The organism is Pseudomonas sp. NPDC087690 (assembly GCF_044743175.1).
Taxonomy (GTDB): domain Bacteria; phylum Pseudomonadota; class Gammaproteobacteria; order Pseudomonadales; family Pseudomonadaceae; genus Aquipseudomonas.
Genome location: NZ_JBIUVX010000011.1, coordinates 1 through 14616, shown reverse-complemented (window position 1 = coordinate 14616; position 14616 = coordinate 1). Strand labels below are relative to the sequence as shown.

General features: G+C 59.9%; 14 protein-coding genes. 11 read left to right on the top strand and 3 right to left on the bottom strand.

Going from position 1 to position 14616, the window contains the following annotated elements; all coding sequences use genetic code 11:
- The first annotated feature begins 49 nt into the window (after positions 1-49).
- On the top strand, positions 50-514 hold the full coding sequence (locus tag ACIPIZ_RS13965) for an Lrp/AsnC family transcriptional regulator (RefSeq protein ID WP_016983809.1): 465 nt from the start codon (positions 50-52) through the stop codon (positions 512-514).
- Between the two features lie 137 nt (positions 515-651).
- Here ACIPIZ_RS13965 and ACIPIZ_RS13960 read toward each other — a convergent pair whose 3' ends face one another.
- On the bottom strand, positions 652-2022 hold the full coding sequence (locus ACIPIZ_RS13960; RefSeq protein ID WP_064389472.1) for an inorganic triphosphatase: 1371 nt from the start codon (positions 2020-2022) through the stop codon (positions 652-654).
- A gap of 156 nt (positions 2023-2178) precedes the next feature.
- Here ACIPIZ_RS13960 and argE point away from each other — a divergent pair, with 156 nt between their 5' ends.
- Together argE and argA are read left to right on the top strand one after the other, a co-directional pair.
- Positions 2179-3324, top strand: a complete 1146-nt coding sequence (argE, locus tag ACIPIZ_RS13955) for an acetylornithine deacetylase (protein WP_105704617.1) — start codon at positions 2179-2181, stop codon at positions 3322-3324.
- Between the two features lie 253 nt (positions 3325-3577).
- On the top strand, positions 3578-4876 hold the full coding sequence (gene argA / locus ACIPIZ_RS13950) for an amino-acid N-acetyltransferase (RefSeq protein WP_064389470.1): 1299 nt from the start codon (positions 3578-3580) through the stop codon (positions 4874-4876).
- A gap of 129 nt (positions 4877-5005) precedes the next feature.
- Here argA and tauA read toward each other — a convergent pair whose 3' ends face one another.
- Positions 5006-5992: a taurine ABC transporter substrate-binding protein gene (tauA, locus tag ACIPIZ_RS13945; RefSeq protein WP_401165753.1), complete on the bottom strand. Its 987-nt coding sequence runs from the start codon at positions 5990-5992 to the stop codon at positions 5006-5008.
- Between the two features lie 367 nt (positions 5993-6359).
- On the opposite strand from tauA, the gene ACIPIZ_RS13940 reads away from it, so the two are divergent.
- The 8 genes from ACIPIZ_RS13940 (at position 6360) to ACIPIZ_RS13905 (ending at position 13624) form a co-directional block, all read left to right on the top strand.
- Positions 6360-7703: an OprD family porin gene (locus ACIPIZ_RS13940; protein WP_064389468.1), complete on the top strand. Its 1344-nt coding sequence runs from the start codon at positions 6360-6362 to the stop codon at positions 7701-7703.
- Positions 7704-8000: 297 nt separating this feature from the next.
- The gene (locus ACIPIZ_RS13935; protein WP_064389467.1) at positions 8001-8639 is read left to right on the top strand and encodes a peroxiredoxin; all 639 of its coding nucleotides are present in this window, start codon (positions 8001-8003) and stop codon (positions 8637-8639) included.
- Between the two features lie 309 nt (positions 8640-8948).
- The gene (ssuE, locus tag ACIPIZ_RS13930) at positions 8949-9542 is read left to right on the top strand and encodes an NADPH-dependent FMN reductase (RefSeq protein ID WP_064389466.1); all 594 of its coding nucleotides are present in this window, start codon (positions 8949-8951) and stop codon (positions 9540-9542) included.
- 90 nt (positions 9543-9632) lie between these two features.
- Positions 9633-10613 (top strand): sulfonate ABC transporter substrate-binding protein, encoded by a 981-nt coding sequence (locus ACIPIZ_RS13925; protein ID WP_401165750.1) that lies wholly within the window; start codon positions 9633-9635, stop codon positions 10611-10613.
- A 25-nt stretch (positions 10614-10638) separates the two neighbouring features.
- A complete protein-coding gene (gene ssuD / locus ACIPIZ_RS13920) occupies positions 10639-11787 on the top strand; it encodes an FMNH2-dependent alkanesulfonate monooxygenase (protein ID WP_018928626.1) in 1149 nt (382 codons plus the stop codon).
- A gap of 8 nt (positions 11788-11795) precedes the next feature.
- A complete protein-coding gene (gene ssuC / locus ACIPIZ_RS13915) occupies positions 11796-12578 on the top strand; it encodes an aliphatic sulfonate ABC transporter permease SsuC (protein ID WP_003229260.1) in 783 nt (260 codons plus the stop codon).
- On the top strand, positions 12575-13381 hold the full coding sequence (gene ssuB, locus ACIPIZ_RS13910; RefSeq protein WP_007913838.1) for an aliphatic sulfonates ABC transporter ATP-binding protein: 807 nt from the start codon (positions 12575-12577) through the stop codon (positions 13379-13381). Before ssuC ends, ssuB begins: the two co-directional genes overlap by 4 nt.
- 27 nt (positions 13382-13408) lie before the next feature.
- Complete coding sequence (locus ACIPIZ_RS13905) at positions 13409-13624, top strand: molybdopterin-binding protein (protein WP_003229256.1); 216 nt, start codon at positions 13409-13411, stop codon at positions 13622-13624.
- A 160-nt stretch (positions 13625-13784) separates the two neighbouring features.
- On the opposite strand, the gene ACIPIZ_RS13900 is transcribed toward ACIPIZ_RS13905, so the two are convergent.
- Positions 13785-14411, bottom strand: a complete 627-nt coding sequence (locus ACIPIZ_RS13900) for a TetR/AcrR family transcriptional regulator (protein WP_034151970.1) — start codon at positions 14409-14411, stop codon at positions 13785-13787.
- Between the last annotated feature and the right edge of the window lie 205 nt (positions 14412-14616).

The following is a 14616-nucleotide window of genomic DNA, read 5'->3' as shown; positions in this document are numbered from 1 at the left end:
GAATGATCGACTGGATCAATTCGCAGAATATTCCATTAGAGGTTTTTATATGCACAGCGAGCTGGACAGCTACGACCGCAAGATTCTCGCCTTGCTGCAAGAGGACGCTTCGCTGTCCAGCGCACAGATCGCCGAGCAGGTCGGCCTGTCGCAATCGCCGTGCTGGCGGCGGATTCAGCGGATGAAGGAGGAGGGGATCATTCGCGGTCAGGTGACCTTGCTTGATCGCAAGAAGATTGGCCTCAACACGCAGATCTTTGCCGAGATCAAACTCAACGCGCATGGGCGTTCGAACTTCACCGAGTTCACCGAAGCGATTCGCGGGTTTCCGGAGGTGCTGGAGTGTTATGTGCTGATGGGCGCGGTGGATTTTTTGTTGCGGATTGTCGCGGCGGACATTGAGGCGTATGAACGGTTTTTCTTCGAGAAGCTGTCGCTGGTGCCGGGGATACAGGAAGTGAATTCGATTGTGGCGTTATCGGAGATCAAGTCCACCACCAGTCTCCCGGTCTGACCCTGATCGTTCCCACGCTCCGCGTGGGAATGCCTCAATGGACGCTCTGCGTCCGCTTTGGGACGCGGAGCGTCCCGGGCTGCATTCCCACGCAGAGCGTGGGAACGATCAGCGTGGGAACGATCATCACAGAGGTGTTACATGCGCAGGAGCATTTTCCACGCGCGATTCTGGTAAACCGCAATCGCCTGCTGCTTGCGTGCGTCGAGCAGTTCGTCAGTGATCGTCGGCTCGTTGGCCAGTTGCGCCAGCTTGTTCAGTTCACCGTACAGACGATCCATTTCCGGGATCTCCAGCACGTTACGGGCGTGATGCAGCCAGACCTGAATGCGCTCGATACGCGGCAGTTGTTCGGCCAGATCTTCCGGCTGCTGCTGATAACGCTGCAACTGCAAGGCCGTCGCTTCTTCGCCCAAGGTGCGCGGGAGCCAGCTGTGCAACTGCGCGCCGCCCTGACGGTTGCCACGCACGTTGCGCTCGGCGGTCCAGGTGCGAGCCAGCAACCAGCGCGAAGTGTTCAGCGAGAACAGGCCCCAGCGCGGGTCTTCGAGTTCTTCGAGGAACTGCTCTGGGGCAGCTTTGCGCACGTCTTCGTCTTCGATACCGGCCTGTACCAGCGGGCGCCAGTCTTCCAGCAACGCATCCAGAGCAACGCGCAAGTCGTGGGTCGACTGACGCGGTGCGGCCTGGCCGAGGCTGCTGAGCAGGGCGCGCATTTCCGCGAGGTTCTCGACCCAGTCGAGCAACAGGCGCCAGTGACCATTGAAACGATACTGTTCCGCCAGACGCTGACTGCTGCCGAGCAAGTGCCAGCTCAGTGCGGCGAAGGCGTCGTCGAGCTGGGTTTCTGCGGTCAACTCCGGCGCCGGCAGGCTCAGCGAGTAGCTGTTGGCGTCGTACAGACGATAGCCGCGCTCAGCCTTGCTGATGTCGCACGGCATCAGTGCCAGGGTTTCAGCCAGTTCAGCGGCGAGCTCCAGCAGCGCGGCGGGCTCGCCTTCGCGCAATTCCAGTTCCAGCTCGCAGATTTCTTCTTTCTGCTTGCCGACCACAACGTGACCGAGGTCCAGCGCGGCTTCGATGACCACTTTCGTCTTGCCACGGCCCCAGGCGATTTCGGCGCGTTCGCGGACGAAATCGGTGGTGAAGATCGGCTTGAGGGTTTTCTTGTCCAGCTCGGCCAGCGACTCGGGCCAGCATTCGCCGTCGAGTTTCTTCACGTCGAGCTTGGCTTTCGGCAACTTCCAGTCGTATTCGTTACGCTCGGACAGACCGGCGACGCTCTGGCCACGGGTCTTGAGGGTCTGAATCACTTCGTCACCGTCCTTGCGCAGGCGCAGGGCGACTTTCGCCTGGGCCAGATCGCGCTCGGGCGTGTCGAAGTACTGGTTCATCAACTCACGGCGTTCCCAGCCACTTTTGTTGCGTTTCTTCAGTAACGGGTGCTCGCGCAGGGCGGCGAGGGTTTCGCGGCTGACGCGGAGTTTGATTTCGGTTTCTTTCTGCATGGCCGGAAAATCCAGGATCGGGAGCGCAGCCGGGGGAATATGTGGCTGCCAAGGCCGTGCAGTGTACAGGACTGATTCGTCCTACGCCCTGCGGCGGTTTATTCCTGACGCCGGATGGTTCTATGATGGACTTCAAATCGGGAGTTGGAGTCAGCGATGCCTTTGCCGTCCATGCAAGACCAGTTCGCGGCGCTGATCGCCGCGCCGTCGGTCAGCTGTACCCAACCGAACCTCGATCAGTCCAATCGGGCGGTGATCGATTTGCTCGCCGGTTGGCTGGGCGACCTGGGTTTCAGCTGCGATATCCAGCAGGTCAGCCCCGGCAAATTCAATCTGCTTGCCAGTTTCGGCAGCGGCCCCGGCGGCCTGGTGCTGGCCGGGCACAGCGACACGGTGCCGTACGACGATGCGTTGTGGCAGACCGACCCGCTGAAGCTCACCGAAGTCGATGGCCGCTGGGTTGGCCTGGGCAGTTGCGACATGAAAGGCTTTTTCGCGCTGATCATCGAAGCCGTGCAGCCGCTGCTCGATCAGCCGTTCAAGCAACCGTTGCTGATCCTCGCCACCTGCGATGAAGAAAGCTCAATGTCCGGCGCCCGCGCACTGGCTGAGGCCGGGCGTCCGCTGGGCCGTGCGGCGGTGATCGGCGAGCCGACCGGGCTCAAGCCGATCCGCATGCACAAGGGCATCATGATGGAGCGCATCGACATTCTCGGGCAGAGCGGCCATTCGTCAGATCCGCGCCTGGGTCATAGCGCCCTCGAAGCGATGCACGATGCGATTGGCGAACTGCGCGGCCTGCGCCTGCTGTGGCAGCGTGAATTCAACAATCCGCAGTTCAGCGTGCCGCAACCGACGATGAACTTCGGTTGCATCCATGGCGGTGACAACCCGAACCGCATCTGCGGCCAGTGCTCGCTGGAATTCGACCTGCGGCCGTTGCCGGGGATGGACCCGAAAGTCCTGCGCGCGGAGATTCTGCGCAAGCTCAATCCGGTGGCCGAGCGGCATCAGGTGAAAATCGACTACAAACCATTGTTCCCGGAAGTGCCGCCGTTCGAGCAAGCCGAAGACGCTGAACTGGTGCGCATCGCTGAAAAGCTCACCGGTCACAGCGCCGAAGCAGTAGCGTTTGGCACCGAAGCGCCCTATCTTCAGCGCCTTGGCTGCGAAACCATCGTGCTCGGCCCCGGCGACATCGCCTGCGCGCATCAGCCCGGCGAATACCTTGAAATGTCACGTTTGCAGCCTACCGTGCATCTATTACGGCAACTGATTGAACATTACTGCCTGAAGAATTGAACGCATCCCTTGTAGGAGCTGCCGAAGGCTGCGATCTTTTGCTTTTGTTTCAGAAGATCAAAAGATCGTCCGATCGCGGCCCGAGCCTGCGGCAGCTCCTACAGGGGCAAGTCGTTAAATTAGTGGGAATCCAACCCGTATTCATGAGGAGAGCGCGCGTGTCGCCAAGCCTGTTCCGACGATAACCATCAGCCCGCTGTGAGTTTTCCGTTTCGCCCCTTTTTAGGCTGCTATTTATTAAAGGCCCAGGTTCATGCCCGAATACGTCAATTGGCTTCGCCACGCATCTCCTTACATCAATGCCCACCGCGACTGCACCTTCGTCGTCATGCTGCCCGGCGACGGCGTCGAACATCCGAATTTCGGCAACATCGTCCACGACATCGTCCTGCTGCACAGCCTTGGCGTGCGTTTGGTGCTGGTGCACGGTTCGCGCCCGCAGATCGAAACCCGCCTCGCTGCTCGTGGCCTGACCCCGCATTACCACCACGGCATGCGCATCACCGATGCCGCTACGCTGGAATGTGTGATCGATGCGGTTGGTCAGCTGCGCATCGCCATCGAAGCGCGGCTGTCGATGGACATGGCCTCGTCGCCGATGCAGGGCTCGCGTCTGCGCGTGGCCAGCGGCAACCTCGTCACGGCGCGGCCGATCGGCGTGCTGGAAGGCGTCGACTATCACCACACCGGCGAAGTGCGCCGGGTCGACCGCAAAGGCATCAACCGTTTGCTCGACGAGCGCTCGATCGTGCTGCTGTCGCCGTTGGGCTACTCGCCGACCGGTGAGATCTTCAACCTGGCCTGCGAAGACGTCGCCACCCGCGCTGCCATCGATCTGGGCGCCGACAAGCTGCTGCTGTTCGGCGCCGACCTCGGCCTGATCGACGAGAACGGCAAACTGGTGCGCGAACTGCGTCCGCAACAAGTGCCGGCGCATTTGCAGCGCTTGGGCAGCAACTATCAGGCGGAATTGCTCGATGCTGCAGCCGAAGCTTGCCGTGGCGGCGTGGCGCGCAGCCATATCGTCAGTTACGCCGAAGACGGCGCGCTGCTGACCGAGCTGTTCACCCGTGACGGTGGCGGTACGTTGGTGGCGCAAGAACAATTCGAATTGGTCCGCGAGGCGGCGATTGAAGACGTCGGCGGCTTGCTCGACCTGATCAGCCCGCTGGAAGAGCAGGGGATTCTGGTGCGTCGTTCGCGCGAAGTGCTGGAGCGCGAGATCGAGCAGTTCAGCGTGGTCGAGCGTGAAGGCATGATCATCGCCTGTGCGGCGCTGTATCAGATTGCCGATTCCGATGCCGGTGAGCTCGCGTGCCTTGCGGTGAATCCGGAGTATCGCCATGGCGGTCGCGGTGATGAACTGTTGGAGCGCATCGAAACCCGCGCACGGGCGCAGGGTTTGAAGACCTTGTTCGTTCTCACCACACGCACCGCACACTGGTTCCGCGAGCGTGGGTTCGAACCAAGCAGCGTCGAGCGCCTGCCAGCGGCGCGGGCGTCGCTGTACAACTATCAGCGTAACTCGAAGATCTTCGAAAAAACCCTCTAACCGAGTTGGTCCATTCGATCGTTCCCACGCTCTGCGTGGGAATGCCTCAACGGACGCTCCGCGTTCGGCTTTTGATGGGACGCGGAGCGTCCCGGGCTGCATTCCCACGCAGAGCGCGGGAACGATCAATTACTCGGTGATGAATTTGGCGCTCACGTACGGTGAGTAGTCCGGCAGCACCGTTTCAACCTTGCCCTGTTCCTTCAAAAACTTTGCCGTTTCGCCAATCGCCTTCGCCGTGCCGCCGTCCAGCAGCGCCGTGGTTTGTTGTGCCTTGGCATCCGGGAATGCGGAACCGGCAAGCAATTCCGGCACGTCGGCGGCATTGGCACCGGTCAGTTTGGCGATTTTCTGTACAGGCACCGAGTCAGCCGTCCAGCTGTCTTTGTGCGCCGCGTAATCAGCAAACGAGTCCAGCGTGACCTTGGCAAACTTTGCTACAACCTCTGGATGCTTCTCGGCAAAATCCTTGCGAGCCACCCAGACTTCGAAGGTCGGCGCGCCCCACTGACCGACCTGCGCCGCATCGGTCAGGGTCTTGCCGGTCTTGCGAATTTCACCCAGCGCTGGCGACCAGACAAATGCCCCGTCAATATCGCCGCGCTTCCACGCTGCGGCGATCTCTGCGGGTTGCAGGTTCACCACTTTGACTTTCGAAGCGTCCAGACCCCAATGCTTCAGGGCACCGAGCAGGCTGTAATGCGAGGTGGAAACGAAGGGTGTGGCGATGGTCTTGCCGACCAGTTCCTGCGGGGTATTGATGCCGCTGCCATTGCGCACCACCAGTGCTTCGGCGGCGTTGATCTGCGCCGAAACAATGAACGCCACGATCGGCAGATTACGCGAGGCCGCCGCCGCCAACGGGCTGGAACCGAGATTGCCGATCTGCACGTCGCCCGAAGCAATGGCTGTCACAACTTCCGGGCCGCTGTTGAAACGACGCCAGTCGATCTTCTCGCCAATGGTTTTCTCGTAGACACCGTCAGCCTGCGGGACTTTGCTCGGGTCGATACCGGTTTGGTAGCCAATGGTGAGGTTGGCTGCCTGTGCGGAAAAAGAAAATATCGCCGATACACAAACTGTAACAAATTGACTCGATAGTGCGCGTTTGGCCATGATGGCGTCGCCTTTTGGATAGGGTTTGACGTGATTTGAATACGCCAAAGCTAATCGATCTAAAAAAAGGCTAACAAATACCATTTAGGAATGAGCTTAGTAGCCGATATCCTGTATCCCGCTGCAGGTGGCCATTAATGGGCCATATACTCGAATGGTATTAAAAAGAATTAAATAATTCTTTTTTTGGTTAACGGGAAATCAGTAATCTGCAGGGACCAAATCACTGCGATTAGACCTTGGTCGTAGACATACATAGTTACGATTGACTTGTCGGTCACGGTCTGGCGCTAATCGCGCATCTTAGGATCCAGGGCAATAGACCCGGGACCAGGAACACAAAAATTAGAAACGAGAGGAGCTTTACATGAACAAGTCCACCTTGGCCCTGGCTGTGGCCGTAGGGGTTTTGGCGCAGCAGGCAGGCGCCGCCGGTTTCATCGAAGACAGCAAGGCAACTCTGGGGCTGCGTAACTTCTACATCAACACCGACAACCGCGACGGCACTGGCCCGAACAAGAACGAAGAGTGGGGCCAAGGCTTCGATCTGCGTTTCATCTCCGGCTACACCCAAGGCACCGTCGGCTTCGGTATCGACGCCATCGGCCTGCTGGGCGTGCGTCTGGATTCGGGCGGCGGCACCAACGGCAACAGCGGTACCGCTTACGGCGGCACTGTGTTCCCGAGCGAATCCAACGGTAAAGCCGTGGACAACTTCTCCAGCCTGGGTCTGACTGCCAAAGCCAAGATCTCCCAGACTGAACTGAAGCTCGGCACTCTGCAGCCGAAGAACCCGGTAATCGTCACCAACGACGGTCGTCTGCTGCCACAAACCTGGCAGGGTGGCCAGATCACTTCCGGCGAAATCAAGGACCTGACTCTGGTCGGCGGTCAGATCGAAGCTGTGAAAGGTCGTAACTCCAGCAACAACGAAAACCTGTCCATCAGCGGTGCAAACACCCGTGGTACCGGTTTCCGTGACAGCAACAAGTTCATCTACGCCGGTGGTGACTACAAGATCACCAAAGACCTGACTGCCCAGTACTACTACGGCAACCTGGAAGACTTCTACAAGCAGCACTTCCTGGGTCTGGTTCACAACTGGGCAATCGGCCCGGGCGTATTGAAATCCGATTTCCGTTACTTCAACAGCTCCGATGACGGCAAAAACGGTACCGATCCAGCCTACTACAGCACCGGTAACTACACCGGCGTGCGTAACGGTCGCGGTGAAGTCGACAACAACCTGTACAGCGGCCTGTTCCTGTACACCGTTGAAGGCCACACCTTCGGTGGCGGTTACCAGGTTTCCAATGGCAGCAGCGACTTCCCTTGGCTGAACCAGGGCGACGGTTCGTCGAACTACACCATCACCGACATGCAGATCCAGAAGTTCGGTCGTGCCGGCGAAAAAACCTGGCAGGCTCGCTACTCGTATGACTTCGCTAAAGTTGGCGTACCTGGCCTGACCGCCGGTGTGGTTTACCTCAAAGGCGATTCGATCGATACCGTTGGCACCAACGGTCGTGAGAACGGTTCGAACAGCTCCGAGTGGGAACGCGACTTCACCATCGGTTACGTTGTACCGGAAGGTCCGTTCAAGAACGTCGGCCTGATGTGGAAAAACGCTGTATGGCGCACCGATCTGCCGAGCACCCGTTCGCAGGACGAAAACCGCCTGATCGTCAGCTACTCGATCCCGCTGCTGTAATAGCGCGTCTCGATTCGTTGATGTAAAAAAAGCCCCGTCCGGCATCGCGCCGGACGGGGCTTTTGCGTTTTCGAGTCAGGCTCACCCCCGTAAGCCCTCCCCGAAATTCCCCTCTTTACAGCAACTCAAGGCCTTCTCGAACCTTGCAGCCGATGTTCGTCGGGATGCCGTCGGGCGTCCAGTGAACAGATGTTTAATATTCATTTATGATCTAGATATCTATTTATTTATTCTTTTTCATGATGGCAAATCCCGAGCTACAGTTGAGTTCTCCAATACCTCATCAGGAGCAGCACCATGAGCCTCAGACTCGGCGACATCGCCCCCGACTTCGAACAGGATTCCAGCGCCGGCAAGATTCGTTTTCACGAGTGGCTGGGCGATAGCTGGGGCGTGCTGTTCTCCCACCCGGCAGACTTCACCCCGGTGTGCACCACCGAGCTGGGCTTCACCGCCAAACTCAAAGATGAATTCTCCAAGCGCGGCGTCAAAGCCATCGCCTTGTCGGTCGACCCGGTGGATTCACACCACAAGTGGATCGAAGACATCAACGAAACCCAGAACACCATCGTCAACTTCCCGATCCTGGCCGATGCCGATCGCAAGGTTTCGGATCTGTATGACCTGATCCACCCGAACGCCAATGACACGCTGACCGTGCGTTCGCTGTTCGTCATCGATCCGAACAAGAAGGTTCGCCTGACCATCACTTACCCGGCGAGCACCGGGCGCAACTTCCACGAGATCTTGCGGGTGATCGATTCGCTGCAGCTCACCGACAACTACAAGGTTGCCACGCCGGCCAACTGGCAGGACGGTGAAGAGGTGGTGATTGTGCCTTCGCTCAAGGATGAAGATGAGATCAAGCAGCGCTTTCCGAAGGGCTATCGCGCGGTGAAGCCGTACCTGCGCCTGACGCCACAGCCGAACAAGTGAGATTTGCGGTGTAGCCACCACCGCTTTCGCGAGCAGGCTCGCTCCCACAGGTGATCGCATTCCAAATGTGGGAGCGAGCCTGCTCGCGAAGGCGTTAGTCCAGTCACCACGGAACCACTAAGCAGGGGATTTCAGGCCGTTTCGACGGCCTTTTTTTTCGCCTGAAACAACGCAGACCTTATATCTCCAAAAAGCATAACCAAATGAATAAATATGATTTATGGATATATCAATCAGCTGGTAAGGTCACTCCCATCGAAGCGAGATCGCAACCCGCGAATCGCCTGTAACGCTTAAGGAATTGTCTCAATGCTGGTCGTCTCACTCGGTGGCAGTCCCAGCCTGCGCTCCCGTTCCGGGGTGCTGCTGGAACGCTCGCAACGCTGGTTGCAGGCGCAAGGCGTGGAAGTGGTGAGTTATCAGATTCGGGATTTCCCGGCCGAAGATCTGCTCCACGCCCGCTTCGACAGCCCGAAGGTGCTCGACCTGCTGCAACAGATTGAAAACGCCGACGGCCTGTTGATCGCCACACCGGTTTACAAAGCGTCGTTCTCCGGCGCATTGAAAACGCTGCTGGATCTGCTGCCCGAGCGCGCCCTGAATCACAAGATTGTCTTGCCGATGGCCACCGGCGGCAGCATCGCCCACATGCTGGTGGTCGATTACGCCCTCAAGCCTGTGCTGTCGGCGTTGAAAGCCCAGGAAATGCTCCAGGGGATTTTCGCCGAGGACAGCCAGATTGCGTACGGCGAAGGCAGTGCCGCAGCACAACTGGCACCAGCGCTGGAGCAGCGTCTGCATGAAGCGCTGGACCAGTTTGTCGGCGCCATGGCCCGCCGGCCGAAACCGCTGGAACCGGGTCTGTTGAACGAACGTTTGTTGAGTGCTCGCTGGAGCATTTAAGCCTCACCCGCATTTGATGTACTTCACCTTACTCAGCCGCTAACGGTTAAGCAGGTGCAGCCAAAACCCAACAGCAAAAAGGAGAGCGCTATGCGCACTGTATTTTTGCGTCGTGGTCTGGTCGCTCTGTTTGCTGCGGCTGTCACCTTCGGCGCCATCACTCAAGCTCAAGCCGAGACCCTTCGGATCGGTTACCAGAAGTACGGCACGCTGGTGCTGCTCAAAGCCAAGGGCACTTTGGAAAAACGTCTGGCCGCTCAAGGCGTCGACGTGCAATGGACTGAATTCCCCGGCGGCCCGCAACTGCTTGAAGGCCTGAACGTCGGCTCGATCGACTTCGGTGTTACCGGCGAAACCCCGCCGGTGTTCGCTCAGGCTGCTGGCGCCGATCTGCTTTACGTCGCCTACGAACCGCCAGCGCCAAACAGCGAAGCGATCCTTGTGCCGAAAGGCTCGCCGATCAAATCGGTAGCCGATCTCAAAGGCAAGAAAGTCGCCCTGAACAAAGGCTCCAACGTCCACTACCTGCTGGTGCGTGCGCTGGAAGACGCCGGTCTCAAGTACTCCGACATTCAAACCGTATTCCTGCCGCCGGCCGACGCCCGCGCTGCGTTCGAACGTGGCAGCGTCGACGCCTGGGTTATCTGGGATCCGTACCAGGCCGCCGCCGAGAAACAATTGCAAGCGCACACCCTGCGCGACGGCAAAGGCATCGTCGACAACCATCAGTTCTATCTCGCGACCAAGCCTTACGCAGAGAAAAATCCTCAGGTGATCAAGACCCTCGTGGAAGAAGTGCGTGCTGTCGGCGAGTGGTCGAAAGCCAATCCTGAAGACGTCACTCAACAAGTCGCGCCACTGCTCGGCCTGCCGGCGGACATCACCCTGACCTCGGTGAAACGCCAGGGCTACGGCGCGCTGTTCCTGACCCCGGAAGTGGTCGCCGCGCAGCAGAAAATCGCTGACACGTTCTTCCAGCTCAAGCTGATTCCCAAGCCGCTGAGCATCAAGGATGTGATCTGGACACCACCGGCCGCTGTGGCCCAAAGCTCGGCCACCCAAGCCCAGTAACTCGAATCCCTAAGGAGACCACTCCATGAGCCTCAATATCTTCTGGTTCCTGCCTACCCACGGCGACGGCCATTACCTTGGCACCGCCGAAGGCGCTCGCGCCGTCGACCACGGTTATCTGCAACAGGTCGCGCAAGCGGCGGATCGTCTGGGTTTCGGCGGCGTGCTGATTCCGACCGGCCGTTCCTGTGAAGACTCGTGGCTGGTGGCAGCGTCGCTGATTCCGGTGACCCAACGTCTGAAGTTCCTTGTTGCCCTGCGCCCCGGGATCATTTCCCCGACGGTGGCAGCGCGGCAGGCAGCCACGCTGGATCGTCTGTCTGGCGGGCGTGCGCTGTTCAACCTGGTGACTGGCGGTGACCCGGAAGAATTGGCCGGTGACGGTCTGTTTCTCAGCCACGAAGAGCGTTATCAGGCCTCGGTGGAATTCACCCGCATCTGGCGTCGTGTGCTCGAAGGCGAAACCGTCGATTACGACGGTCAGCACATCAGCGTGAAGGGCGCGAAATTGCTCTATCCGCCGATCCAGCAGCCGCGTCCGCCGTTGTACTTCGGTGGTTCCTCGGAAGCGGCGCAAGATCTGGCTGCCGAACAAGTGGAAATGGTCCTGACCTGGGGCGAGCCGCCAGCCGCGGTGGCCGAGAAGATTGCCCAAGTGCGCGCCAAAGCCGCCAAGCTCGGCCGCACCGTGCGCTTCGGTATTCGACTGCACGTGATCGTTCGCGAAACCAACGCTGAAGCCTGGCAAGCGGCGGATCGGCTGATCTCGCACCTGGACGACGACACCATCGCCCGCGCTCAAGCCTCGCTGGCGCGTTTCGATTCGGTCGGCCAGCAACGTATGGCCGCGCTGCACGGTGGCAGCCGCGACAACCTCGAAGTCAGCCCGAACCTGTGGGCCGGTGTTGGCCTGGTACGCGGCGGTGCCGGTACGGCGCTGGTTGGCGATGGCCCGACCGTGGCAGCGCGCGTGAAGGAATACGCCGATCTTGGCATCGACACCTTCATCTTCTCCGGTTATCCACACCTCGAAGAATCGTATCGCGTCGCCGAACTGCTGTTCCCGCACCTCGACATCGAGCGTCCGGAACTGCCGAAAAGCGCCGGTTATGTCAGCCCGTTCGGCGAGATGGTTGCCAACGACATTCTTCCCAAAGCCGCGTCGCAGAGCTGAGGCGCGCCATGAAGAAAATCATCCACAGCCTCGCGCCTTGGGCGTTGCCGGTGTTGTTGCTGGCGGTGTGGCAGTTGTCGGTGTCGGCGGGTTGGTTGTCGACACGGATTCTGCCGGCACCGGTGGCGGTGATCGAAGCCGGCGTGAGCCTGGTGCGCAGCGGTGAAATCTGGACGCACTTGGCGATCAGCGGCTGGCGCGCGGCACTCGGTTTCACCATCGGCGGCAGCATCGGTCTGGTCCTGGGTTTCATCACCGGCCTGTCGAAATGGGGCGAACGCCTGCTCGACAGCTCGGTGCAGATGATCCGCAACGTGCCGCACCTGGCGCTGATTCCGTTGGTGATCCTGTGGTTCGGCATCGACGAGTCGGCGAAGATTTTTCTGGTGGCGTTGGGCACGCTGTTCCCGATCTACCTCAACACCTATCACGGCATCCGCAACGTCGATCCGGCGTTGGTGGAGATGGCGCGCAGTTATGGCCTCTCCGGTTTCAGCCTGTTCTGGCAAGTGATTTTGCCGGGCGCGCTGCCTTCGATTCTGGTCGGCGTGCGTTTTGCCCTGGGCTTTATGTGGCTGACGCTGATCGTCGCTGAAACCATTTCCGCCAGCTCCGGCATCGGCTATCTGGCGATGAACGCCCGGGAGTTTTTGCAGACCGACGTGGTGGTGCTGGCGATCCTGCTTTACGCGGTGCTCGGTAAACTCGCCGACCTTGCGGCCCGTGGACTTGAACGTGTGTGGCTGCGCTGGCACCCGGCGTATCAGGTTGCCAAAGGAGGTGCAGCATGACCGCTCAACAACCTCCACGCCTGCTGCGCGGGATACCGCTGGCCGTGCGCAACCTGCAGAAAACCTTCGGCGCGCGGCAAGTGCTGCGTGACATCGATCTGCACATTCCGGCGGGGCAATTCGTCGCTGTGGTCGGGCGCAGTGGTTGCGGCAAAAGTACTTTGCTGCGCTTGCTCGCCGGCCTCGATCAACCGACTGGCGGCGACTTGCTGGCCGGTTCTGCGCCGCTCAGCGATGCGCGGGAAGACACCCGATTGATGTTCCAGGAAGCGCGTCTGCTGCCGTGGAAGAAGATCATTGACAACGTCGGCCTCGGCCTTAAAGGCAACTGGCGTCCCAAGGCGCTCGAGGCGCTGGACGCGGTGGGGCTGGCAGATCGCGCCAATGAGTGGCCGGCGGCGTTGTCCGGCGGGCAGAAGCAACGCGTTGCACTGGCACGCGCACTGATCCATCAGCCGCGTCTGCTGTTGCTCGACGAACCGCTCGGTGCGCTGGATGCGCTGACCCGGATTGAAATGCAGCAATTGATCGAACGTCTCTGGCAGCAACACGGCTTCACCGTGCTGCTGGTGACCCACGACGTTAGCGAAGCGGTGGCGATTGCCGACCGGGTGATTCTGATCGAGGACGGCGAAGTCGGCCTTGATCTGCATGTGGAACTGCCGCGCCCACGGGTACGTGGTTCGCATCGTCTTGCAGCGCTGGAAACCGAAGTGCTTAACCGTGTTCTTTCCCTGCCCGGCGAACCGCCGGCGCCGGAACCTGTTTCACCACTGCCTACGCAACTGCGTTGGGCTCAATAACTCAAGCAAACGACAGGAATCATTGCCATGACTATCAAAGCCATCAACGTCCGTAACCAGTTCAAAGGCTCGATCAAGGAAATCGTCCTCGGCGACGTGCTGTCGGAAATCGACGTGCAGACCGCTTCGGGCATTGTCACTTCGGTGATCACCACCCGCTCGGTCAAGGAGCTGGAACTGGTGGTCGGCAGCGAAGTGATCGCCTTTGTGAAATCCACCGAGGTGTCGATCGCCAAGTTGTAAGCCGGTGAGTAAAAAACAACCCCGGAGGGCGTGAGCCCTGCGGGGTTTTTTGTGATCGTTCCCACGCTCCGCGTGGGAATGCCTCTAGGGACGCTCCGCGTCCAGTGACGCGGAGCGTCACGGGCTGCGTTCCCACGCAGAGCGTGGGAACGATCATGGCTCAGCGCTTGGGCAGATACGGCGGCAGATACAGCCCAATGTAAGCATCAAACACCCGCATCCCTTCCTCGGCCATGCGCGGCGTAATCTGCCCATGCTGCTGCACCGAACGCGCATAAACCCGGTCGCCCAGCTCCATCGCCAAGGCAAACACATCGACATCCTCCGGCAGCCTCGGCAACTCGAAGTGATGATCGAACAACTTGTGCATCAGGTCGCCCAGCTCAATGTCGTGCTGGCGGTCAGCCTGGGTCACCTCGGTCAAACCGTGTTGCGCGAGGATCAACTGCCGCGCGGCGGCGTCTTCATCGTAGATCTCCAGCATGCGCTGTTCGACCAGTCGCGACAGATCGCGCCAGTCACGCAGGGCCTCATGATCGATCGGTGCTTGCAGGCAAGCGCGGAACGCGGCGTGTACATCCGCCGTCAGTGCTTCGAGCAACGCCGGGACGCTGGCGAAGAAGTGGTACACGGAGGAGGGCGGGATCTGCGCACGCTCGGCGACGCTGTAGATCGACAGACTGGCCACGCCCTCGGCGGCCAGCAGCGTGCGTGCGGCGTCGAGTATCGAATCGATGCGCGCCTGGCTGCGGGCACGGGGTTTGCGGACGGGGGCGGGTCGCGTCATGGAAGTCTCCTGCGGGGCAGCGGGCATTGTACGAGCCGGGTCGTGTGTTGTCTTGTCGGCCGCCATCGCTGGCAAGCCAGCTCCCACAGTGATCTTCAGTGAACCGGGATTTATGTGCGCAGAAAATCCCTGTGGGAGCTGGCTTGCCAGCGATCCGCCGCAGGCGGCCATAAAAAAACGCCGTTGGCTAAATCAGCCAACGGCG